This window comes from Citrobacter sp. RHBSTW-00017 (assembly GCF_013797615.1).
GTDB lineage: Bacteria > Pseudomonadota > Gammaproteobacteria > Enterobacterales > Enterobacteriaceae > Citrobacter > Citrobacter braakii.
This window is the reverse complement of the sequence record NZ_CP056899.1, coordinates 4,259,738-4,281,354: the sequence shown is the minus strand read 5'-3', so window position 1 is coordinate 4,281,354 and position 21,617 is coordinate 4,259,738. Positions and strand designations below refer to the sequence as shown.

Below are 21,617 nucleotides of genomic sequence, written 5' to 3'. Positions count from 1 at the left end.
GATAATGTGATGGTTGCCGGATGCGGCGCAAGCGCCTTATCCGGCCTATCACTACGACATAGGCCGGATAAGCGTTAGTGCCATCCGGCAGGTTAGTTTTCAGTGGCTAACGTTGTTGTTTCATGCTGGCGAACCCGCTTCAGTAAGCCTGCCAGGGTAAAGACGACAGTAATACCCGCCGCAACCGCCAGCAGATGAAACGAAATCCTGCCGCCGTTAAACCACAGCCAACGTCCGATTTCGACAGAAACCGCCATCACCGTCAGGATGACCATATTCAGCGACGCCGAGACCGTACCCTTCGGTAAGTTGTTGGAAAACAGCGTAAAGCGGAACAGCGTCGGAAAGATCATACCAATGCCAAACGCATACAGGCTGGTTCCCAGCACCGACCACAGCCAGACGTGTGGCCACAGCAAATTGCCGGCAATCAGCACCGCCAGTCCGCTCAGTTGAATGGGTGCCGCCCGCCAGATAAAACGTGGCTGGGTTGGATCCTTCACAAAACGAACAACCACCATATTGGCGACGATCACCGCGCCAAACACCGGTGCCTGCGCCCAGGCGAACTCTGATGTGCTCATACCGCCAGCGTCGATCAGGATCACCGGCGAGACCGCCACCCAGCTCATCATCGGGATATAGCTTAACGACAGCGTGGCTGCGCCAAACAAGAACACCCGGTTACGGAAAACGTCGCGGAAATCACGCAGTACGCCGCGTGCACTGAACGGCACCGCGCCGCGCTTAACGGTTTCCGGCATTGCTAACGCTAGCCCTATCAGGGCGATAAGCCCCATGGCGGCGATAATGGCGAACAGGACCTTCCAGTGTACAAAGTGCATCAGCGCTGCGCCGGAGAGCGGGCCGATAACTGGCGCAACCAGCACAATGGAGGTGATTATCGCCATTAACTTAATGGCCTTCGTTTGCCCAAACGCCTCCTGCACCGTGACATAGCCAACGGTAGCGATAAAGCAGATGCTGGTGCCCTGTACAAATCGGGCGACCAGAAATTGCGTCATTGAGGTGGTCAATAGCGTGGCAGCGCAGGCGAGCGTAAAGATTAACGCCCCCGCAATCAGCACCGGTCGACGGCCAATCCGGTCGGAAAGCGGCCCCAGCAGCCATTGCAGCGCCATGCCGCCAGCCAGATAGAGGCTCACCGCAGCGGGGGCCAGGCTGACGTCGGCGTTGAAATCACGCACCACATTGATGATGCCTGGCTGGATCAGGTCCGTCGACAGATAAGCGGCGAAGTCATATAAAATCAACGCGACAGGAAAAAATAGCGTCGTGGTGCGTTGGGAGAAAAACGCGAGAATCCGTTGCATAAAACAGCTCCTTTTCGGGAGAAAACCCTCAACGGGAATAGCGAAATTCAATACCGTCTTTGAGACGTCAGACCGATGACAGAAAAAAGCAGACTGCAAATGTACTGAATTTCATGTAATCAAAAACGCTGCCTGCGCGAGGCGCAAACAGGAGAAACGTTTTCAGACTCGGGTCAGAAAACGTAACGATTACAAGTAACAATCAGCACATCGCACCTCGAGAAGAATTGGTTGAATGGATAATAGCCACCCAAAGTGTAATGCGGATTGGATATTAATTAAACGAGTTTATCCGCTTTATTTGCAGAAAATCGTCACGCTTATCAGAAAGTGACGCTCTGCAGAAAACGCAGCGCGATCGCACTGCCGAAGATGATCAACACGCCGCCAGCGATACGCTCGATCCACAATATCCCTCGGGTTAACCGCCGCTGGATCTGCGGTAAGCCGATGAACATCACGATCAGCAGATCCCAGAACAACACCACGCTGGTCATCCAGATCCCGCTCATGGTTTGTTGCAGCAGCGTCACCGACGGGCCGAGCAGGGCGGTCATTAGCGCCAGATAGAACAGCGCATTTTTTGGGTTGAGCAACGACGAACCTAATCCCAGCAGCAGCTGTTTGCCAAATCCTGGACAGGTAGACTGGGCGTCTGCTCCGGTCAGGGTTTGCGGGCGGCTGCGTATCAGTAGGCTGCCAATCCATAATAAATAGAGCGCGCCCAGCAGCTCAATAACCGTAAACAGCAGGGGAAGCTGGCGCAGGATCCCCCAACCAATAATCGCCAGCAGAATATACAGCCCGTTGCCGATGGCGATCCCCACGCACAGTCCGGCGCTGCCGCGCATCCGGTAACGTACGGCGTAACCGACCAGTAAAAAGAAGTCCGGCCCTGGGCTGAGTAGTGCAACAAAATGCGCCAGCGCCAGCGCGGGAAAAGCAGACGGAAAAAGTTCAGCAAGCAGCGACATAGCGACCTCAGAAAATGAAACAGAGATCAGCGTACGCCTGACGCAACGCTAATTATTGTCTGATATTGATCGTCCCAGTGCGTACTGGCGCGGTGTGGCTGCTGTGTAGCGAACAAAGGTGCGATGGAAATGGCTCTGGTCGGCAAACCCGCTCTGGTAGCCGACATCGACAATCTCGTCCCCGGCCCGTAGCCGCTGACGGGCATAGTCAATCCTCATGATGTTCAGATAATTTCCCGGCGTCAGCCCGGTGTCCTGCTTAAAGGTCCGAATCAGCGTCTCTTTACGCATGTGACACTCATTTGCCAGCTCATCCAGCGAGGGTGGGGAGAGCAAACTGGACTGCAACCGCTCGCGCAGATACTGGCTGGTGACGCTTAGGTTTTCCGGTGTTACCGACTGCAATGGCAGCGAGCGCAGCAATGCTTGTGCGGCATCAGTTATCTGCGTCGTTTGCCGTTGCGGCATGAGCGCCACAAGGTGCATGTAGCATTGGAATAATTGCGGATCGCGGATAACAGGAGTGCGCGTACAAAGCCGTTGATTGCTGTTCAGCGTAGGCAGATGGGCAAGACACCACCGGGCATCAAGATAAAGCATGTGATAGCTGCGAAATTTCCCGTTGACGGGATTACAGCTGTGAGGTGCCAGTGGTGGGATCACAATGAGATCGCCCACCTTCAGATGGTATTCCTTGTCATCGCACAGGCAGCAGGTTCCTCCCTCGAGAATTGCCCCAATCGAGAGCTGAGAGTGGTGATGGCGCTTATAGGCCTGCTGACTTTGCCAGGTGCTGCGAAGCTCCAGCCACGGCAGTTGCTCATCACGCCAGAACGATTGTGGAATATCCCGGGTATGCGTCACATAGTGTCCTCCATGAAAGTGATGACTTGTTATAGCACAGGCCCTGCGGTGAAAAAGCGGGAATGTGCATTGAAGTCGTGATTTTGCGTGATGCGTTCCAGACAAATGCAGACGTTACAAAGGGGCGTTTTTATCCCGGAAATCGCCTCGCAAAGAGAGAAAGTTACAGGTGAGGGTGTGGTTTACCAGCGCTACAGTCACGGCATCTTATTTCCAGGTGATGGATCTCCATGAACAAAGCACCGACTTCCACCCCGCATGATGCGGTCTTTAAAACCTTTTTGCGCCACCCTGAGACAGCTCGGGATTTTCTACAAATACATCTTCCCGCTTCGCTGCGCGACCTAATGGGGCTGGTCGAGCAAATTGTTTCCCTGCTACTTACCGGACTGACTAATGACAGCCAGAGAAAGACGCTGTTTAATTATATTTTACGAACTGGCGATGCGCCTCGATTCAGTGAGTTTATTCGTGAGGTTGCCGAACGTTCACCGCAGTATAAGGAGCATTTGATGACGATCGCCGACAGATTGCATGAGGCAGGGCTACAAAAAGGCAGGCTGGAAGGGTTACAAGAGGGGTTACAGGAAGGACGACAAGAAGGGCTTATAGAAGGACGACGTGATGAGGCGCTCCGTATTGCCCGCACCATGCTGGCAGACGGTATTGATATCTGCACGGTACAAAAAATTACCCGGCTTTCCGCAGAAGATATTCAGGGTTTAAGTCATTAGATATGACTTAAATCGTATAATCGCCTGCCCGGAATCACCGGGCGGTCCGGTTTACTCTATCGCCATCTTTACCGCCTCGCCGAGCTTTTGCATCACTTCCTGATGCTTCTCGTTTGGCGGCAACGCGCAGTTGATGCGTACGCAGTTGCGATACTTTCCGGAAGCGGAGAACAGCGATCCCGGTGCGACCTGGATTTTCAGGCGACAGAGCTGCTTAGCGACGCAGACCATATCGACCTGGAGCGGCAGCTCGACCCACAGCATAAAGCCGCCTTTCGGTCGAGTGACGCAGATCCCGCAGGGAAAATATTCCCGTACCCAGCAGGTGTAGATCTCCATATTACGCTGATAAATCTGGCGCATACGCCGGATATGCCGATGGTAATGACCTTCGCGTACAAAGGAGGCTGCTGCCAGCTGCGTAGCGGGAACGTTAGTACCAATGACGGCGTACTTCATGTGTAGCAGTTTGTTGTAATAGCGACCGGGAACCACCCAACCCACGCGCAGTCCGGGGGCTACGGATTTGGTAAACGAACTGCAGAGTATTACCCGGCCGTCACTGTCCCAGGAGTGGATCGTACGCGGGCGCGGATACTCTGTGGCCAGTTCGCCATACACATCATCTTCAAAAATGACGATGTCGTGACGCTGGGCGAGGGCGAGCACCGCCCGCTTACGCGCATCCGGCATAATGAACCCGAGAGGGTTGTTGCAGTTGGGTACCAGCAGCACGCCTTTGATCGGCCACTGATCCAGCGCCAGCTCCAGCGCTTCAATGCTGATCCCGGTATCCGGATCGGTTGGGATCTCAATCACCTTGATCCCCAGGCCGCGCAGTAGCTGCATTGTGCCGTAGTAGGTGGGGGATTCAACGGCGACAATGTCCCCTGGCTGACAAACCGCCAGCAGCGCCAGCGACATTCCGCTCTGGCTCCCGTTGGTTATCACAATATCATCGGCGTTGAGGAGTGAACCGCTGTCCAGCATCAGACGGGCGATCTGCTGGCGCAGATCCTGGCTGCCGGGAAGCTTGTCGTACCCCAGCACTGCCTTCAGGTTATGCTGCACTACGCGGCTGAGTTCGCGCCAGAGCGGTTTCAGGCTCGGTTGACTGACATCTGGTGCGCCGCTGCTGAAGGGGATCACAGATTTATCGCTATGCCCTTTTAGCATATCCAGCACCAGATCCCACTGCGTTATCTCGACCGGACGCTGCACCGGGCGTGACATCGGCGGTACGGGCGGCAGCGCTTTTTGCGGCGCGACAAAATAACCGGAACGCGGCTGCGGGGTGATCAGTTGCCGCTGTTCCAGCATCTGATACGCCTGCTGGACGGTGCTGATACTAACCCCGTGCTCCTGACTCAGGTTACGTACCGAAGGCAGTTTTTCGCCATGGCGATACAACCCCTGCTCAATGCGTTCGGCCAGCAGATTGGCCAGATGTTGATAACGCGTCATGCTGTATCCCTCATGGGTATCATACAGATTAAAAAACCAGTACAGATTGGCGTGAAAAAAGCGATGCAGAACCCTTTTTAACCAATCTGTATGTTAAATAAAAGTACTTTGTGAGTCTGTATTGCTTAGGGCCAAATCCGTGAAGATAAAGCCTCAGACAAGGCGGGGAGGCAAGGTATGGAATTTCATGAGAATAAAGCAAAGCAGCCATTTATTGGGTTTGTTCTGATCTGGCGGGCATATAAGGCGTGGCGGTTACGGGCGCAAACGCGGCGCGTATTGCAACAGATGAGTAATGAGCGGCTGCGGGACGTCGGGTTGCGACGCGATCAGGTGGAGTGATTTTCTTCCATCGACAGAGGCTGGAGGGTTATCGCCCCGGCCTCTTTTATATTCACAATATTTATCAATTCATGCTTCTGGACAGTCTGTTTCTTGATACTTACCCTGATAAGCATTATTTTCTTCTCAGCGATGAGGGGAAAGTAAGATGACGGAAGATGAACTGTTTGCCCGCCGTCCGATGGGGATGCGCATGGCTATGGTGGTACGTCAGTGGCGGGCCATTATTGATGCTGCCATCACTGATACTGGCCTGACGCAGTCAAGCTGGACGGTACTGATGCAACTGTATCAACTGGGAGACAACGTATCGGTCAGTGAACTGGCACAAATGCAGGGCATTGAACTGCCGCCGCTGATGCGCACCCTTTCTCAGCTGGAAAAGCAGGGCTATCTGCTGCGTTCCACATCGCCTTATGACAAACGCATCCGTCTGCTAACGCTGACCGCGCAAGGCCGCTCAAGGCTTGAAGAACTTAACCGGGTGATTGAGACATATCAACATCGCGTCACCTGCACCATTCCCGAAGCGGAGCTTGCCTCATTCAGCGCGACCTTAAATCAACTCGCCTGCAATTTGCGGACAATCCGCGAAGAAGACAATCAACACTAAAAACTATGATGACCCCAGAACAAAAATTTGCCCGTTGGGTAAGGGTGAGTATTGCCGCTTTCTTGGTAATATTCGCCTGGTTTATCGTTGCCGATATCTGGATCCCGCTGACGCCGGACTCCACGGTGATGCGCGTGGTAACGCCCGTTTCCTCACGCGTATCCGGTTACGTCTCGCAGGTGCATGTACACAATAATAGCCTGGTGAAGAAGGGCGATTTGCTGTACGAACTGGATCCGACGCCGTTTATCAATAAGGTCGAGGCTGCGCAAATCGCCCTTGAGCAGGCGAAGTTGAGCAATCAACAGTTGGATGCGCAGATAGCCTCCGCGCGCGCCAACCTGCGTACCGCGCAATTCAGCGCCCGTAACGATAAGACCACCTTTGACCGCTATCAGCGCCTGGCCACCATGCAGAACGTGTCGCAATCCGATCTCGACAAGGTGCGTACCGCCTGGCAAACCAGCGAGCAGTCGGTGGCGGCGCTTAATGCCAGCATTCAGAACCTGCTGATCCAGCGCGGCGAGCTCGATGACAAGCGTAACGTGACGCTGCAAAAATACCGTAATGCGCTGGAAGAGGCGCAACTGAACGTCAGCTGGAGCAAAGTGTATGCACAGACCGACGGTACGGTGAGTAACCTTCAGCTTAGTCCCGGACTTTACGCTACCGCAGCCACGCCGCTGCTGGCGCTGGTCAGCCATCAGACCGATATCGTGGCCGACTTTCGAGAGAAAAGCCTGCGCCACACTCGGGTAGATACCGATGCCGCCGTGGTGTTCGACGCCTTGCCGGGCAAAGTTTTCTCTGCCCGCGTCACCAGCAGCGATGCCGGTATTCTGGCGGGTCAGGAACAGGTTAACGGTCTGCTGTCGCAACCGGAACAGTCCACCCGCTGGGTGCGCGATGCCCAGCGTATGCGCATTCACGTTGCACTGAATGAACCGCTCGACACGCCGTTACCGACCGGGGCGCGCGCCACGGTGCAGCTGTATAACAGCGAGGGGATGTTCGCCCGTACCTTTGCCGGGGCGCAGATCCACCTCGTCAGCTGGCTGCATTATGTCTATTAACACTCTGGCCCACGTCTTTACGCCGCACGGGAACATTGTCTACACCGCCAATGATTTTCGCCAGACCTTGCGTATCTCCGTTGCCGGGACGATAGCACTGAGTATCTCGACCTTCTACAACGTACAGTACGGCGTATTTTTTGTGGTTTATCCGCTGATGCTGCTGTCGCTGGTGCCGGTGTTCAACCGCCATGTGGCAAAACAGTTCGTGTTCAGCGCGGCGGTGAACTGTGTCGAAATGGTGCTAATCGTCGGCTATCTCTCACAGTGGCCGCTGATTATGACGCTGGTGGTGTTTGGCCTGTATGTGATGCGTTTTCGCTTGATGAGCAAAGGACCGCTGTTTCTGCTTGGTTCGATGGGCGTGGTGTGCCAGAGCACGATGCTCAACTTTATGAGCTATCCCACCACCAACTGGCACACGCTGATGTTCTCCAATATGGAAGCCTGCATCATGGCGGTGGCGCTGAGTGCGCTGCTGCATTATCTGATCCCGGACGTGGAACCCCGCCAGCTACCGCCGCGCATTGAGAAAGATGCCACCCGGGTGCGCCACGAGTCGCTGCTTTCCGGTACGGTGGCGACGATGATTTTTGTTATCTTCCAGATCTGTGATTTGAGCGATTCGCTGTCGGCACTGATGGCGGGCATTTTGATCCTGTTTCCTATGCACTATCGCGGCGCGGTGTTGAGCTCGCTCTGGCGCGTGGTCGGCGTGGTGCAGGCCTGCCTGTATATTCTGTTGGTGCAACTGCTTATCTATGATTTCAGCAACCATATGCTGCTGATGATGCCGCTGATCGGCCTCGGGCTGGCGTTCAGCGCCCGCCTGCACGTAATGGAAAAAGTCGGCGCGGGGGTGGGTTTTGCCAGTATCACCACCATCGGGATTATGTTCGGCCAGAACCTGCATCCGGACAGCGATCTGGTGTTCAGCGATTTATACCGCATCACCTCTGTTACCGTCGCGCTGGTGGCAACGCTAACGATGGTATTTCTGGTACACCGGGTTTTGAACTGCTTTACCGCGACGCGGTTTGTGATTACCGAGTGAGTGGGGAGTGAATGCCGGATGGCGGCTGCGCCTTATCCGGCCTATGAGACGCAGAATTTGTAGACCCGGTAAGCGTCGTGCCACCGGGTGTTTTCAGATTGCCTGCTGCTTCCCCGTTATCTAATTATTCAGAATACGATTTATTGGTTCGAGAAATAAAGATGTATGAATTATAAATATTTTGAATTTTAATAATTGTGACTTTATGAACATATTTAATTTTACAATTAAATATGATAAGCATAATTATTATATTTTAAAGGGTGTAAATCATATGACATGGGAATATAAAGTATCGACAGGTATACTGAGCCATAACGGTAAATTAATTGCTTATTGCTACAGTGGTGCTGGTGAATCAAAGGATAAACCGAACTGTGAACACATACGTAACAAGGGCCCCATTCCACGAAGCGTTTATTTTATTGCTGGATGGAATAATCATAAAAGTCCCTCCGCTATTATCCTCGAACCTATTGCAGGGACAAATACTTTTGGCAGAGATCATTTCGAAATTCATGGTGATAAAAAAGGGCAGCCACCGGGAACGGCATCTGCAGGATGTATAATTATGAATGGACAAGATAAGCGCCAAACCATTTACGATTCGGGTGACACAATTTTGGTGGTAAGATAATGAAATTTATTTTTATCTCCTTTCTATTTATTCTTTCGGGTGCTCCCTGTGCTGCAGTGCATACTGCAGCACAGCTTCTGCAGATGATAAATGAAAAAGGAGCAAATACCGTTGTACACGAACTTTATGATGGCAGTGAGTCAGAATGGTGGAACCATATTATTCCTGAAATTAGCAAAGGTAATAATGACTGGTTAACGGTAGCAAGTGCTCTTGAATCCGGAGTTGATGCCAGTACGGCGGAAGATTTACAGGGGGCGGTCTCTGAAGCCATTCCACATAACCCAGTCGGTGTTCTGGCTATCCTCAACGATAACAGACCATTGCTGAATATTGAGCAGATATGCGCATTTACCTCTTACCCTGAGTCAGAAGAAGAAATGAATAAGCTATTTGTTAATTCCATCAGGGAAATGTATAAGGTCAAAACGACAGAAGGGAAGCGGTGTATTGCGGTTATGATCAATAGTGTTGAGAATTCTATTCCATTTAACAAGGATTTATAAATGGCTATCCCCGGGTATATGTCATTAATCGATGATGCTGGAAATATTATCAAAGGTAGTGTGATGGTAAAAGACCGTGAAAATCAGATCGAGATTTTAGGTCTGTATCATAATGTGAGCTACAACTCTGATTTGCATAATGGGAGGGTGTTGAATAAACGCCAACATCGTCCATTTTTAATTGAAAAGGAAATTGATGCTTCTAGTGTGCTTTTGTACAAATCATTAAGTACCGGAGAAACATTAAGGAAAGCTGTTATTGACCTCTATCGAATAAATTATGCTGGTCAGGAAGAGGTCTATTTTACGATAACCCTGGAAAATGTGAAAGTCGTTACGCTTTTTTCACTGATGCACGATGTTAAAGATCCTTATTACGAAAAACAGACCCATCTTGAACTTGCTCAGCTCCGTTACAAGAAGATTACCTGGCACTATCATGATGGGAATATAGTCCACTATGATGATTGGGATTATCGCTTAGGGTCTTGAGTAAACGGCTCCGGATAAAATGATGTTACAATCAATACACGGGGCTTATACTCATGAGCGCTGTCTGGCATCCGGGCGGTTATTTCTGCCTGACAGGTTTCGCCGAAATTACGTCGATAAACTCCTGCACCTACTGTTGCTTAGTTGCTTACGTGCGGACAGCTTGCACACCCGACGCAGCGAATGTAATAACGCTAGTTCTTCCGGCTCCGGCAGCTTGGCCGTCAGCACAATGCAGCCGGGTATCACTCTGGCATCGAATTTGCAGCCGGTGGTGAAACCGGCTGCCTCCAGCCACTGGCCTTTCATAATAATTGTCGGAACATGCGTGTAATCCGGATAACGCGACTTTGCCGCGTACGATGACCTTGCCGTCCCGGAGTTTGACCTCTTGTCTGATTTGCGTTGTGTCGTTCCAGCCAGCGTCAAGGATGGCGGGCATTACGCGTTTGGTGATGATGTCTGCTTCCGTCAGGGTACTCAGGTTCAGGTCAGCCATGTCCGTTCTCTACCGATAATGGGATTGCTCTGATTTTACACAATATTGTTATGCAAGCCATGAACAGAAATGGCTGTGCTACAGCGTCTGGCACGTTATTCAATCTCCAGCTCATCAAACAGCTGTAAATCCACATCCAGCAATTCCACTGCGTTGCTGCGTCGAATGCCGACGTTGTTTTCAATCAACAGCTCCAGCAGGCGATCGCCGTCGATTAAGGTAATCGGCGCGGCGCCTGGGAACAGCGCTGCTTCCGCGCATTTGGCGGCAAACTTGCCGGTAGTGATCAGCGTGCCGCGAATGGCTTTGTGGTAGGGAAGTGCGCCGCGTAGCTGATCGATATACGGGCGCGTGATGGTGTTCTGCATCCGTTTTACCTGCACCACTTCGGTAATGGTGGTGATGCCCACCTGAACCTTACCAATCACATCCACGCCTTTATCGCCGGAGGCTTTGGTCACTTCAACCTGCTCGTAACCCATTGTTTCAAGTAGCTGAGCCACCAGATGTTCAAATTTGTACGGATTCATGGTGGAGAGCTGGTCGCGCAATAGCTCTTTTTGCTGCTGGTTATAGCGTTTTACCGCATCCAGCAACTCCTTACGTGGATCGGTTCGACGTTCAGGCAGTGCCTTACCGAGCCATTTTCGACCAGCCTCGGTAATTTTGTAGCTCATCCCTTCACGGGCTACCAGATCGCGCTCGACCAGGTTGTACAGCCGGGCGTAGAGCGTAGTTTTGACTGAACTGGGGGAGGCAAATTTTGAGTGCTGATGTAAGAATGCCTGCCACTCGGGTAGAAGATCAGCGCGTCTGGCCTGCTCCCGGCCGGCGAGCAGTTCCAGTAGTTGCAACATGCCTTCTGTATCGTCGAGTTTACGCAGTGTGGCTTCATCGTTATCCAGAAATAATCGCCCCTGTTCGCTGGGGTACCAGCCGCCGTCTTCGTGGGTCTGCATAAGATCGAACAAAGGGTTATTGATAAACATGTAGCAGCCATAGCTGTGGCGGGGGTTGAGAATATGGTTATCCATCTTCCAGATCTGCCAGGCTATTTTGGCATCTTCGCCGCTGAGCCGTTCTTTAATCCAGTTATCCGGCTCTGACCAGTCAACCGGGTTTTGTGGCGTACCCGTTTGCTCCTGAATGGCGGTGATCATATTACGCACCGCTTTGACTGAACATCCAGCCACGGCATTCATCATGGCTCGGGTCTGATCATAAGTTGGAAAAAGCGGGGTAATCACTTTGTACTTTTTCACGTTGGTCCCTTAACGAGTGCAATGGCAATAGCTTGCCATACCAGATGAAAAATTCCATGGGATGAATCACTTATCGGAATGAAAACTGCCAGTGCCGGATGGCGGCTGCGCCTTATCCGGCCTACTAACTTCACTCTATTAAAAGCAAAATGTGATGTTATTTCCAACAATTTCGCTATAATCGTAAGATAATTGTATATACACTTTTGTATATACAATTAGGGAAAGAACATGCCAATGGAGTTTGAGTGGGATGCAAACAAGGCACAAAGTAACCACCGTAAACATGGTGTTCGCTTTGAGGACGCAATATTGGTTTTCGACGATCCCCAACATCTGTCGCGGCAGGAGCGGTATGAGAACGGTGAGTATCGCTGGCAGACCATTGGTCTCGTTCATGGCATTGTGGTTATTCTGGTTGCCCATAGCGTTAGGTTTGAAAGTCGCTTTGAAGTCATTCGTATCATCAGCGCCAGAAAGGCAGATCGTAAAGAGAGGAATCGTTATGAGCATAGTTAAACATAAACGCGGCAGCGTATCCGCGCTGAGTGCTCAGCATGAGGCTGAACTGAAGGCGCTGGCGAATAAACCGGACGATGATATCGATTACAGCGACATTCCCGTGACCGAAGATAAGCAGTGGTCAGAGGCCATTCGCGGTAAGTTTTTTCGTCCGTTAAAAACGCAGGCGTCGGTGCGCATTGATGCCGATGTGATGGAATGGCTGAAGCGCCCCGGGAAGGGTTACCAGACGCGTCTCAATGCCATTTTGCGCGAAGCGATGCTGCGCGAGCAAAATAAGAAATAGTCAGAATATGCAGGGACTGTGAGTGCCGGATGGCGGCTGTGCCTGATCCGGTCTACGGGAAGCGGAATTTCCTGGCCCGATAAGTGTAGCGCCACCGGGCATCTGCGAGGTTATTTCTGCTGCGGTTCTCCGCTAAAATAACCGCAGCTGTCAAATTAGTGGAACACCTGCGGCATCATGCCGAGATGACAAACCGATTACCACCAGTGAACAGTGGGTTGTAACGCAGCAGGGCGTGTTGAAATAGGATTCGCCCCTCTCCGCTGTAGGGAGAGGGGAATGTTTACGGATTCCTGGCGTGGCTCCGTTAGATCACCTTTGCGCTATTTTCGTAGGTGTTGATAAGATGGTCGCGCAAGCTCCCTGTTCCGTGCATTGTCACCAAAAGATTCTGGCGCGCGCGGGTAAATCCGACATACAGACGCTTGATGTCGTCACTCAGATCTTCCTCATCCCTTTCCTTTGCGGCATCCATAATAGCCACTGAGTGAAATTCAAGCCCCTTACTGCTTGGTAAAGGCATTACACAAAGGAGATCATTTTGCGGCGACCAGTGCTTTTTGTCATCGCTGGTCACAATCATTTTGACCTGCTCCCCGTTGATTAGTACACCCCGATGTTAGTAATGTCTTCATAAGCCACATGAGGACATCCCCATGAAGAAGCGTTTTTCCGACGAACAGATCATCAGTATTCTCCGCGAAGCCGAAGCTGGGGTACCCGCCCGTGAACTCTGCCGCAAGCATGCCATTTCCGATGCCACGTTTTACACCTGGCGTAAGAAGTATGGCAGTATGGAGGTGCCTGAAGTTAAGCGCCTGAAGTCGCTTAAGGAAGAGAACGCCAGACTCAAGAAGCTGCTTGCCGAAGCCATGCTGGATAAAGAGGCGCTTCAGGTGGCTCTTGGGCGAAAGTACTGACGACAGACCAGAAGCGGGAAGCCGTGATGTTGATGTGTGATGCGACCGGTCTGTCGCAACGTCGTGCCTGCAGGCTTACAGGTTTATCCCTGTCGACCTGCCGCTATGAGGCTCACCGTCCGGCTGCTGATGCGCATTTATCAGGGCGCATCACTGAGCTGGCACTGGAGCGCAGGCGTTTTGGCTACCGTCGTATTTGGCAGTTGCTGCGCCGTGAAGGGCTTCATGTTAATCATAAGCGCGTGTACCGGCTTTATCACCTCAGTGGCCTGGGCGTAAAACGCAGAAGACGTCGTAAAGGGCTGGCAACAGAACGTCTGCCGCTGCTCCGTCCGGCGGCGCCCAATCTGACCTGGTCGATGGATTTCGTCATGGACGCACTTTCCACCGGTCGCAGGATCAAGTGTCTTACCTGCGTCGATGATTTCACAAAGGAATGCCTGACGGTCACTGTTGCCTTTGGGATTTCAGGCGTTCAGGTCACGCGTATTCTGGACAGCATTGCACTGTTTCGAGGCTATCCGGCGACGATAAGAACTGACCAGGGGCCGGAGTTCACTTGCCGTGCACTGGATCAATGGGCCTTTGAGCATGGTGTTGAGTTGCGCTTAATCCAGCCGGGCAAGCCAACGCAGAACGGATATATTGAGAGCTTTAACGGACGATTTCGCGATGAATGTTTGAATGAGCACTGGTTCAGCGATATCGTTCATGCCAGGAAAATTATTAATGACTGGCGGCAGGATTATAACGAATGCCGCCCGCACTCCACGCTGAATTATCAGACACCGTCTGAATTTGCAGCGGGCTGGAGAAAGGGTCATTCTGAGAATGAAGATTCCGACGTTACTAACTGAGTGTTGTATCTAATCGTGGGGGCAGGTCAATTTGGTAGGGGATGCTACGCGCCGCGAGACGTGGCCCCAGCATCCCCGAAATGCTGTATGTTGAAGGGCACAGTATGGCGATCTCTGACCATGCAATACCTTGTTGTCGCTGCTTTGTCACCCAATCGAGCACGTGAGTAATCTCCTCGTCCTGATTATCAAAGCTGGCCAGTGCCGGGTAAGTGCCGGACAAGCCTCCAGCATCGGGTTGCTGGTATTTGAGCGCCTCTTCAATGTGATTATTGAGATAATTAAAGGCAATGTTGCTGGCAAAATGGAGTATTTGCCGGGTATTACGATAGTTGGTATTCAGGATCGTAGTGCGGCCGAGGGCCTTAATATTGACACTAGAGAGTGTGAAGTCGAGGGCTTTCTTTTTCTGGTAGATAGACTGGGCGTCATCGTAGAGGAAAAGAAGGGAGTTATCTTTGTTGTCTGGCATACGTGCGAGTATTCTCAGCCACTCCGGTTTAAAATCGTGTCCCTCGTCTATTAGGACTGCGCTGTATTGCTCCGGTTTTATAATCCCCTCTTCAAATGCCACCGTCAGTGCATTTTCCATCAGCTCAATAAAGTTTTTACTTTTCGGCGGAAGACTATGATGTGTATTTAACTGTTGATAACACCAGGCATGAAAATGGATGACTTCGACGGGAAGTCTTAAAGTGTGCTGCTCAAGCTGTGATTTGAGTTTTTTGGCCAGCGTGATGTTGTAGCAAATCACCAGGATCGGCTTGGTGTTTTCAATATTGTTGGCAAGCTCAATACAACGGTGGTGCAAAATGAGCGTTTTACCGGATCCTGCCACGCCATGAATAACACGGTGTCCTGCACCCATGCTTCTGGCGAGTTGTTCCTGGTTCCTGTCCATCATGCAAACCACATCGGGGGTGTGGAACGTAAAATTGTTCAGATCAACCTGCGTAACGGATGCGTTAATGCGTACATCGGGATATAGATGCCATCGGATACGGTCGAGTTGCTGTGGTGTAGTGTGATGAGCGTAGTTATGTCTGAGAAGGGATTCGAGCCGGGCAGAGATTTGTTCCTTGGTCATAAACTCGCTGAGTTCGTCTTTGCAAATAACCTGGCTGGCTGGGAATAGTTCATTTATCGCTTCGGGTGGAAAACTCTTTTCTAGCTGTGCTCGGGTGATATTGCTCAAATAAACACCAAATCCATACGGCATAATAAAGCTGCCTTCATAATCACCTTGTTGCTGGCGAAGCAGCGGATCTTTTTTTAGGCTATTGATAGTGTGAAAGGTATATTGACGAACCTGTTCGAGTGGATTCTTGAACGGTTGAATGCCGTCTTTAGTTTCATAATGAATATGTGATTTGTTGGCAGATTTAATTTTTGTAATAAACCAGTCTTTTACTTCTATAAATAACAAACCTTTTTCGGGGGTTAGAATTACAAAATCCGGATGCTCTTGCTTGTCTCCCATTCGGGTGTCATACCAGCAGGTACACTGTTCGCTGAGTCCCCCCTCAAGAAGTCTTGCCAGTCTTTTTTCGCCGGCAGTAATTTTCTCGCTACAACTGCTTATTGTGGGAATAATGATTGCCATGTTACGCCTACCAATTCATGAAAATTATATAAATATGTTAAATTAATATTCCGAGAAATATTAATAAAAACATGAATTCATCATGGGTAATGACATTAACAGACAATATTACAAACAGAAAGCGTGATGCGAGATATTTGTTTCAGAGATATTTGCTCCCTTTCACAAATAAAAGGGAGCGGCTGTTTACTTCTTCAACCCCGCAAACGCGGCTCGGATCTCGTCTTCCGGCAGGTTAATGCCGATAAACACCAGCAGGCTGTGCGGTTGTTCGTCGCCCCACGGGCGATCCCAGTCGGCACTGTACAGACGCTGAACGCCCTGGAACAGCAGGCGGTTTGGCTCGCCTTCAATCCACAGCATGCCTTTGTAGCGCAGCAGCTTCTCGGCGGATTCCAGCAGCAGATTTTCCATTACCCGCGACACGTCACTGATGTTTACCGGGTAATCCAGCTCGACGACGATCGAGGAGATATCATTTTGCTTGTCGGCGATAAAGTGGAAGCGTGGTTTGGCGCTGACCACGTTCTCCTCGAGCATGAAACCGTTGGTATCGAACAGCAGGGAGAGGTCGATATCACCATGCGTGACGGTATACACCGGGGCGCGGGCGTTGATGCGCGCCAGGCGCTCACGCAGTTTCTCGCTTTCACCCGCCACGTCGGTTTTGGTCAGTAGAATGCGGTCAGCGTAGCCCACCTGCGACTGGGCGATGGTGAACTGGTTCATCTGATCGTCGGCATGTACCGCGTCAACCAGCGCAATCACACCGTCCAACAGGTAGCGTTCGCAAATCACTTCATGGGAGAAAAAGGTCTGGATAATCGGGCCGGGGTCGGCCATGCCGGTGCACTCGATCACCAAACGGTCGAAATGGATGGCGCCTTTGTCGAGGTTGTCGAGCAGATCTAACAGTGCGTCTTCCAGCTCACTGGAGCGGGTACAGCAAATGCAGCCGTTGGTCAGGGTTTTGATCTGCGTGGCGCGGTCGCCAATCAGCTGATCGTCCACCGAGACTTCGCCGAATTCGTTTTCGATAACGGCAATCTTATAGCCGTGCTGCTCGTTGAGAATATGGCGCAACAGGGTGGTTTTACCCGCGCCAAGAAAACCGGTGAGTAGGGTAACTGCAATCGGGGTCATTCATTTCTCCTTCTAACAGCAACTGCTTCCGCCGTTACCGTAGCGGGCTTCCTGGCGCTCGCGGAAGAATTCTTCGTAGGTCATGTACGGCTTATCGGGATGGTTGGTCTTCATGTGCTCGACGTAGTTGTCGTAGTCCGGAATGCCAATCAGCATCTTTGCCGCCTGACCGAGGTATTTTTTTGCCTGACCTAAAGTACCAAACATAAACAATCCTGATAAGCGAAAAGCCCCGCCGAAGCGGGGCTGAATACGGTTAGTGATGTGAAGAGGTCTTCACGCCGCCTTCCGGCACCGGTACATACGGCGTCTCTTTATCAGAGCGACCGTTGATGGCGCGGGCTTTCTGCCAGGTACGGAACCCGTAGAAAATGATGCTGTACACCACCACCAGGAACAGAATACTCAGGCCTGCGTTGGTGTAGTTGTTGACAACGATGTGGTTCATGTTGGCAATCTGCTGAGCGGTCAGTTCGCCGCCGTTAGCAATCTTCTCTTTGTACTGATTCGCCATGAAGAAGAAGCCTTCCATCTGCGGGTTAGTGCTGAACAGTTTCAGACCCAGCGCCCAGGTGGTGCAGATAAGCAGCCATACAGCCGGAACAACGGTAACCCAGATGTATTTGGTGCGCTGCATTTTAACCAGTACCACGGTGCCCAGAACCAGTGCCACGGCAGCCAGCATCTGGTTAGAGATACCGAACAGCGGCCACAGGCTCTTAACGCCGCCCAGCGGGTCAACAACACCTTGATACAGCAGGTAACCCCACAGGCCTACGCAGCCCGCAGTACCGATGATGCCCGCAACCAGAGAGTCGGTTTTTTTCAGGAACGGAACGAAGTTACCCAGTAAATCCTGCAGCATAAAGCGGCCAGAACGGGTACCGGCATCCAGCGCGGTCAGGATGAACAGTGCTTCAAACAGAATACCGAAGTGGTACCAGAAGCCCATATCAGCCATCGGCAGCACTTTGTGGAACACGTGAGCGATACCAACGGCCAGCGTCGGCGCGCCACCTGCGCGGTTCAGAACGGACGGTTCACCGATGTCTTTCGCGGTCTGTAGGATCTGCTCAGGCGAAATGACGAAGCCCCAGGAGCTGACGGTCGCCGCCGCATGTGCGGTTACGTCTTTCAACTGCGCCATAATCAGCGGGGCGTTCTCGCCGCTCATTTCATGCAGGTTCGGCATGGTGATGCCAAGGCCTGCTGGCGGGGTGTTCATTGCGAAGTACAGACCCGGTTCGATGATGGACGCGGCAACCAGCGCCATAATCGCCACGAAGGATTCCATCAGCATGGCGCCGTAACCGATAAAGCGCGCGTCGGTTTCACAGGCCAGCAGCTTCGGTGTGGTACCAGAAGCGATCAGCGCGTGGAAGCCAGAGACCGCACCACACGCGATGGTGATGAACAGGAACGGGAACAGAGCGCCTTTCCACAGCGGGCCAGTACCATCAACGTACTGAGTCATCGCCGGCATTTTCAGTTCCGGGTTGAGGATAACAATCCCCACCGCCAGACCGACGATAACGCCGATTTTCAGGAAGGTAGCCAGATAGTCGCGCGGCGCGAGGATCAGCCATACCGGCAGCAGCGCAGAGATAAACGCGTAGCCGATCAGGGTAAAGGTAATGGTGGTGTCTTTAAAGGTCAGCGCCGGGCCCCAGTACGGGTCGTGAGCAATCACGCCGCCGAAGTAGATAGACGCAACCAGCAGCACAATACCAATCACCGACACTTCGCCCACACGACCCGGTCGCAGGAATCGCATGTAGATCCCCATGAATAGCGCGATAGGTACGGTTGAGCAGACGGTGAACACACCCCACGGGCTTTCAGCCAGCGCTTTCACCACGATCAGCGCCAGTACCGCAAGGATGATGATCATAATTAAGAAGCAGCCGAACAGCGCAATGGTTCCCGGGATCGGGCCCATCTCTTCTTTGATCATCTCACCTAGAGATGCGCCGTTACGGCGTGAAGAGATAAACAGCACCATGAAGTCCTGCACCGCACCGGCCAGCACGACACCCGCCAGCAGCCACAGCGTACCGGGCAGATAGCCCATCTGCGCGGCCAGTACCGGCCCAACCAGCGGACCTGCACCTGCGATAGCGGCAAAGTGGTGGCCAAACAATACGTTACGGTTGGTTGGAACGTAGTTCAGACCGTCATTGTTGATGACCGCCGGCGTGGCACGCGTCGGGTCAAGTTTCATCACCTTTTGGGCGATGTACAGACTGTAGTAACGATAGGCCACCAGATAAACAGAAACTGAGGCGACCACGATCCACAGGGCACTGATGTGCTCACCCCGACGTAATGCCACTACCGAGAGGCAGAATGCACCGATGATTCCGAGAATCACCCAGGGTATGTGCTTGAATATCTTTTTCGTATCCATAGTAAAACCTGGTATCTAATTAATAATTGGCCGAAGCCGCGTGGGTTTGATCTTGTGTTTGAGGAGGTAAATTGACTGCTATGTTGGGGGGATCTTGCCAGAGAAATACGCGCGTAAAGTAAGGTAAATAAGTGAGCGGTTGTATGTCAGCTTAAGCGGTCCCAAGTGTCAGTGAGCGGTAAGCAATGGGGACTAACGGGTATATTTATGTGATTGAGATCACTAATAAACCCGCTTAGCGCTTTGGCAGACGGCGTGGATCGACGAATCGTCGATGCTGAGATCGATTCAACTAGCACAAATTTCATAAAGTTTTCCCTTTCCAGGCCGAAAATTCTGACATCTGTCTAGCGGAAAGAGAAAACATGTTAAAACGAATGAAGATTGTTACCAGCTTACTGCTGGTATTGGCGCTATTTGGCCTTTTACAGCTCGCCTCCGGCGGCTTGTTTTTTAACTCACTTAAGAATGACAAAGAGAACTTTACCGTTCTGCAAACCATTCGCCAGCAACAGTCTGCGCTGAACGCCACCTGGGTTGAGCTGCTGCAAACGCGTAATACCCTGAACCGGGCGGGTATTCGCTACATGATGGATCAGAGCAATATCGGCAGCGGTGCGACCGTTGCTGAGCTGATGCAGGTAGCCAGCACGGCGCTGAAACTGACGGAAAAAAACTGGGCGATTTACGAGTCGCTCCCGCGCGATCCGCGTCAAAGTGAAGCCGCGTTCCAGGAGATCAACCGAACCTATGACATCTATCACGGCGCGCTGGCGGAGCTGATCCAGTTACTGGGTGACGGGAAGATCAATGCGTTCTTTGATCAACCCACGCAGAGCTATCAGGATGGTTTTGAGAAGACATACATCAACTACATGCAGCAGAATGATCGCCTGTATGACATAGCAGTGGCAGATAACAACAGCTCTTACAGCCAGGCGATGTGGGTATTGGTCTGTGTACTGATTACCGTACTGGCGGCAATTATTGCGGTCTGGTTCGGCATCAAACTGACTCTTATCTCCCCAATGAACCGTCTGATCGACAGCATTCGTCATATCGCCAGCGGCGACCTGGTGAAGCGTATTGAGGTGGAAGGTTCCAACGAGATTGGCCAACTGGCGGAAAGTCTGCGTCACATGCAGGGTGAGCTGATGAACACCGTGGGTGATGTGCGTAACGGTGCCAACGCGATTTACAGCGGGGCCAGCGAGATTGCGATGGGCAACAACGATCTCTCCTCGCGTACCGAGCAGCAGGCTGCATCTCTGGAAGAAACCGCAGCCAGCATGGAACAGCTGACGGCGACCGTGAAGCAGAACGCCGAAAACGCGCGTCAGGCCAGCCATCTGGCCCTAAGCGCTTCTGAAACCGCGCAAAAAGGCGGCAAAGTGGTGGATAACGTGGTGCAAACCATGCGCGACATCGCTTCCAGTTCGCAGAAAATCGCCGACATTATCAGCGTCATCGACGGCATTGCCTTCCAGACCAACATTCTGGCGCTCAACGCCGCGGTAGAAGCTGCGCGTGCGGGCGAGCAGGGCCGTGGTTTTGCAGTGGTTGCGGGTGAAGTTCGTAACCTGGCCCAGCGTAGTGCGCAGGCCGCGTGCGAGATCAAGAGCCTGATTGAAGACTCGGTCAGCCGTGTGGATGTGGGTTCAACGCTGGTAGAAAGCGCTGGTGAAACCATGGATGAGATCGTCAATGCGGTAACCCGCGTGACCGATATCATGGGTGAAATCGCCTCTGCTTCTGATGAACAGAGCCGCGGTATCGACCAGGTCGGTCTGGCCGTTGCTGAGATGGATCGTGTGACGCAGCAGAACGCCTCGCTGGTGGAAGAATCCGCCGCCGCCGCTGCGGCGCTGGAAGAGCAGGCCAGCCGTCTGACCCAGGCCGTTGCCGTGTTCCGTATTCAGCATGACCAACAGCGCGCGCGTAATGTTGCTGCCGCTAAACCGGTTTCAACAGTCCAGCCGCGTAAAGCTGCGGTAACGGATGCTGGGGATAACTGGGAAACGTTCTAAGTTG

Annotated in this window: 21 protein-coding genes and 3 pseudogenes; 12 read left to right on the top strand and 12 right to left on the bottom strand. The window is 52.2% G+C overall.

What is annotated here, in order from left to right; all coding sequences use genetic code 11:
- Positions 1 to 92 precede the first annotated feature (92 nt).
- The 3 genes from mdtM to HV037_RS20660 form a co-directional block, all read right to left on the bottom strand.
- Positions 93 to 1,334, bottom strand: a complete 1,242-nt coding sequence (gene mdtM, locus HV037_RS20670) for a multidrug efflux MFS transporter MdtM (RefSeq protein WP_075847890.1) — start codon at positions 1,332 to 1,334, stop codon at positions 93 to 95.
- Between the two features lie 323 nt (positions 1,335 to 1,657).
- Positions 1,658 to 2,308 (bottom strand): LysE family translocator, encoded by a 651-nt coding sequence (locus HV037_RS20665; RefSeq protein WP_103283450.1) that lies wholly within the window; start codon positions 2,306 to 2,308, stop codon positions 1,658 to 1,660.
- Between the two features lie 48 nt (positions 2,309 to 2,356).
- On the bottom strand, positions 2,357 to 3,172 hold the full coding sequence (locus tag HV037_RS20660; protein ID WP_103283451.1) for an AraC family transcriptional regulator: 816 nt from the start codon (positions 3,170 to 3,172) through the stop codon (positions 2,357 to 2,359).
- Between the two features lie 230 nt (positions 3,173 to 3,402).
- On the opposite strand from HV037_RS20660, the gene HV037_RS20655 reads away from it, so the two are divergent.
- The gene (locus HV037_RS20655; protein WP_103283452.1) at positions 3,403 to 3,906 is read left to right on the top strand and encodes an Rpn family recombination-promoting nuclease/putative transposase; all 504 of its coding nucleotides are present in this window, start codon (positions 3,403 to 3,405) and stop codon (positions 3,904 to 3,906) included.
- 51 nt (positions 3,907 to 3,957) lie between these two features.
- On the opposite strand, the gene HV037_RS20650 is transcribed toward HV037_RS20655, so the two are convergent.
- Positions 3,958 to 5,370 carry a PLP-dependent aminotransferase family protein gene (locus HV037_RS20650; RefSeq protein WP_047414541.1) on the bottom strand — a complete coding sequence of 471 codons (1,413 nt, stop codon included), beginning with the start codon at positions 5,368 to 5,370 and terminating at the stop codon, positions 3,958 to 3,960.
- Between the two features lie 177 nt (positions 5,371 to 5,547).
- On the opposite strand from HV037_RS20650, the gene HV037_RS20645 reads away from it, so the two are divergent.
- From HV037_RS20645 to tssD, 7 genes are all read left to right on the top strand, one after another.
- Positions 5,548 to 5,712: a DUF1127 domain-containing protein gene (locus HV037_RS20645; protein WP_016155606.1), complete on the top strand. Its 165-nt coding sequence runs from the start codon at positions 5,548 to 5,550 to the stop codon at positions 5,710 to 5,712.
- A 148-nt stretch (positions 5,713 to 5,860) separates the two neighbouring features.
- Positions 5,861 to 6,325, top strand: coding sequence for a MarR family transcriptional regulator (locus tag HV037_RS20640; RefSeq protein WP_049041985.1), 465 nt, complete (start codon positions 5,861 to 5,863; stop codon positions 6,323 to 6,325).
- A 5-nt stretch (positions 6,326 to 6,330) separates the two neighbouring features.
- The gene (locus HV037_RS20635; protein ID WP_049041984.1) at positions 6,331 to 7,398 is read left to right on the top strand and encodes an HlyD family secretion protein; all 1,068 of its coding nucleotides are present in this window, start codon (positions 6,331 to 6,333) and stop codon (positions 7,396 to 7,398) included.
- Positions 7,388 to 8,452 (top strand): DUF2955 domain-containing protein, encoded by a 1,065-nt coding sequence (locus HV037_RS20630; RefSeq protein ID WP_049041982.1) that lies wholly within the window; start codon positions 7,388 to 7,390, stop codon positions 8,450 to 8,452. Before HV037_RS20635 ends, HV037_RS20630 begins: the two co-directional genes overlap by 11 nt.
- 205 nt (positions 8,453 to 8,657) lie before the next feature.
- A complete protein-coding gene (locus tag HV037_RS20625; RefSeq protein WP_249414952.1) occupies positions 8,658 to 9,089 on the top strand; it encodes a tlde1 domain-containing protein in 432 nt (143 codons plus the stop codon).
- Positions 9,089 to 9,595 (top strand): hypothetical protein, encoded by a 507-nt coding sequence (locus HV037_RS20620; protein WP_047414535.1) that lies wholly within the window; start codon positions 9,089 to 9,091, stop codon positions 9,593 to 9,595. Before HV037_RS20625 ends, HV037_RS20620 begins: the two co-directional genes overlap by 1 nt.
- Positions 9,596 to 10,087 (top strand): type VI secretion system tube protein TssD, encoded by a 492-nt coding sequence (tssD, locus tag HV037_RS20615; protein WP_016151575.1) that lies wholly within the window; start codon positions 9,596 to 9,598, stop codon positions 10,085 to 10,087.
- Between the two features lie 130 nt (positions 10,088 to 10,217).
- Here tssD and HV037_RS20610 read toward each other — a convergent pair.
- The 3 genes and pseudogenes from HV037_RS20610 to HV037_RS20600 form a co-directional block, all read right to left on the bottom strand.
- Positions 10,218 to 10,450 (bottom strand): annotated as a pseudogene (locus tag HV037_RS20610) (SymE family type I addiction module toxin); the annotation flags it as partial.
- Positions 10,431 to 10,586 (bottom strand): annotated as a pseudogene (locus HV037_RS24705) (type I restriction endonuclease subunit R); the annotation flags it as partial. The pseudogenes HV037_RS20610 and HV037_RS24705, both read right to left, overlap by 20 nt.
- Before the next feature lie 95 nt (positions 10,587 to 10,681).
- Complete coding sequence (locus HV037_RS20600; RefSeq protein WP_019078303.1) at positions 10,682 to 11,848, bottom strand: restriction endonuclease; 1,167 nt, start codon at positions 11,846 to 11,848, stop codon at positions 10,682 to 10,684.
- A 231-nt stretch (positions 11,849 to 12,079) separates the two neighbouring features.
- On the opposite strand from HV037_RS20600, the gene HV037_RS20595 reads away from it, so the two are divergent.
- Complete coding sequence (locus HV037_RS20595) at positions 12,080 to 12,367, top strand: BrnT family toxin (RefSeq protein WP_049269953.1); 288 nt, start codon at positions 12,080 to 12,082, stop codon at positions 12,365 to 12,367.
- A complete protein-coding gene (locus HV037_RS20590; RefSeq protein ID WP_016155614.1) occupies positions 12,354 to 12,656 on the top strand; it encodes a BrnA antitoxin family protein in 303 nt (100 codons plus the stop codon). Before HV037_RS20595 ends, HV037_RS20590 begins: the two co-directional genes overlap by 14 nt.
- A 307-nt stretch (positions 12,657 to 12,963) precedes the next feature.
- Here the strand turns inward: HV037_RS20590 and HV037_RS20585 are convergent.
- Positions 12,964 to 13,242 (bottom strand): annotated as a pseudogene (locus HV037_RS20585) (3'-5' exonuclease); the annotation flags it as partial.
- Between the two features lie 70 nt (positions 13,243 to 13,312).
- Between HV037_RS20585 and HV037_RS20580 the strand changes: the two are divergent.
- Positions 13,313 to 14,433, top strand: a protein-coding gene (locus HV037_RS20580) for an IS3-like element ISSen4 family transposase (protein ID WP_103283453.1) whose coding sequence is annotated in 2 segments (ribosomal slippage) — positions 13,313 to 13,571 and positions 13,571 to 14,433 — 1,122 coding nt in all. Because the reading frame shifts where the segments join, the coding sequence is not laid out codon by codon here.
- On the opposite strand, the gene HV037_RS20575 is transcribed toward HV037_RS20580, so the two are convergent.
- The 4 genes from HV037_RS20575 to btsT all read right to left on the bottom strand — a co-directional run bounded on the left by HV037_RS20575 (position 14,426) and on the right by btsT (position 19,586).
- Positions 14,426 to 16,036: an NERD domain-containing protein/DEAD/DEAH box helicase gene (locus tag HV037_RS20575; protein ID WP_249414951.1), complete on the bottom strand. Its 1,611-nt coding sequence runs from the start codon at positions 16,034 to 16,036 to the stop codon at positions 14,426 to 14,428. The two genes, HV037_RS20580 and HV037_RS20575, sit on opposite strands and share 8 nt — an antisense overlap.
- 186 nt (positions 16,037 to 16,222) lie before the next feature.
- On the bottom strand, positions 16,223 to 17,179 hold the full coding sequence (gene yjiA / locus HV037_RS20570; RefSeq protein WP_049040419.1) for a GTPase: 957 nt from the start codon (positions 17,177 to 17,179) through the stop codon (positions 16,223 to 16,225).
- A 12-nt stretch (positions 17,180 to 17,191) separates the two neighbouring features.
- Entirely contained in the window at positions 17,192 to 17,386 is a 195-nt protein-coding gene (locus HV037_RS20565; RefSeq protein ID WP_181500139.1) for a YbdD/YjiX family protein, read from the bottom strand.
- Positions 17,387 to 17,435: 49 nt separating this feature from the next.
- Positions 17,436 to 19,586 carry a pyruvate/proton symporter BtsT gene (gene btsT, locus HV037_RS20560; RefSeq protein WP_003830033.1) on the bottom strand — a complete coding sequence of 717 codons (2,151 nt, stop codon included), beginning with the start codon at positions 19,584 to 19,586 and terminating at the stop codon, positions 17,436 to 17,438.
- Positions 19,587 to 19,951: 365 nt separating this feature from the next.
- Here btsT and tsr point away from each other — a divergent pair, with 365 nt between their 5' ends.
- A complete protein-coding gene (gene tsr, locus HV037_RS20555) occupies positions 19,952 to 21,613 on the top strand; it encodes a methyl-accepting chemotaxis protein (RefSeq protein WP_181545566.1) in 1,662 nt (553 codons plus the stop codon).
- Positions 21,614 to 21,617: the final 4 nt, after the last annotated feature.

What these genes read in the sequence shown, in the direction of transcription:
- mdtM (WP_075847890.1), bottom strand. Translation starts at nt 1,334, where the DNA reads ATGCAACGGATTCTCGCGTTTTTCTCCCAACGCACCACGACGCTATTT.
- HV037_RS20665 (WP_103283450.1), bottom strand. Translation starts at nt 2,308, where the DNA reads ATGTCGCTGCTTGCTGAACTTTTTCCGTCTGCTTTTCCCGCGCTGGCG.
- HV037_RS20655 (WP_103283452.1), top strand. Translation starts at nt 3,403, where the DNA reads ATGAACAAAGCACCGACTTCCACCCCGCATGATGCGGTCTTTAAAACC.
- HV037_RS20650 (WP_047414541.1), bottom strand. Translation starts at nt 5,370, where the DNA reads ATGACGCGTTATCAACATCTGGCCAATCTGCTGGCCGAACGCATTGAG.
- HV037_RS20645 (WP_016155606.1), top strand. Translation starts at nt 5,548, where the DNA reads ATGGAATTTCATGAGAATAAAGCAAAGCAGCCATTTATTGGGTTTGTT.
- HV037_RS20640 (WP_049041985.1), top strand. Translation starts at nt 5,861, where the DNA reads ATGACGGAAGATGAACTGTTTGCCCGCCGTCCGATGGGGATGCGCATG.
- HV037_RS20635 (WP_049041984.1), top strand. Translation starts at nt 6,331, where the DNA reads ATGATGACCCCAGAACAAAAATTTGCCCGTTGGGTAAGGGTGAGTATT.
- HV037_RS20630 (WP_049041982.1), top strand. Translation starts at nt 7,388, where the DNA reads ATGTCTATTAACACTCTGGCCCACGTCTTTACGCCGCACGGGAACATT.
- HV037_RS20625 (WP_249414952.1), top strand. Translation starts at nt 8,658, where the DNA reads ATGAACATATTTAATTTTACAATTAAATATGATAAGCATAATTATTAT.
- HV037_RS20620 (WP_047414535.1), top strand. Translation starts at nt 9,089, where the DNA reads ATGAAATTTATTTTTATCTCCTTTCTATTTATTCTTTCGGGTGCTCCC.
- tssD (WP_016151575.1), top strand. Translation starts at nt 9,596, where the DNA reads ATGGCTATCCCCGGGTATATGTCATTAATCGATGATGCTGGAAATATT.
- HV037_RS20595 (WP_049269953.1), top strand. Translation starts at nt 12,080, where the DNA reads ATGCCAATGGAGTTTGAGTGGGATGCAAACAAGGCACAAAGTAACCAC.
- HV037_RS20590 (WP_016155614.1), top strand. Translation starts at nt 12,354, where the DNA reads ATGAGCATAGTTAAACATAAACGCGGCAGCGTATCCGCGCTGAGTGCT.
- HV037_RS20575 (WP_249414951.1), bottom strand. Translation starts at nt 16,036, where the DNA reads ATGGCAATCATTATTCCCACAATAAGCAGTTGTAGCGAGAAAATTACT.
- yjiA (WP_049040419.1), bottom strand. Translation starts at nt 17,179, where the DNA reads ATGACCCCGATTGCAGTTACCCTACTCACCGGTTTTCTTGGCGCGGGT.
- HV037_RS20565 (WP_181500139.1), bottom strand. Translation starts at nt 17,386, where the DNA reads ATGTTTGGTACTTTAGGTCAGGCAAAAAAATACCTCGGTCAGGCGGCA.
- btsT (WP_003830033.1), bottom strand. Translation starts at nt 19,586, where the DNA reads ATGGATACGAAAAAGATATTCAAGCACATACCCTGGGTGATTCTCGGA.
- tsr (WP_181545566.1), top strand. Translation starts at nt 19,952, where the DNA reads ATGTTAAAACGAATGAAGATTGTTACCAGCTTACTGCTGGTATTGGCG.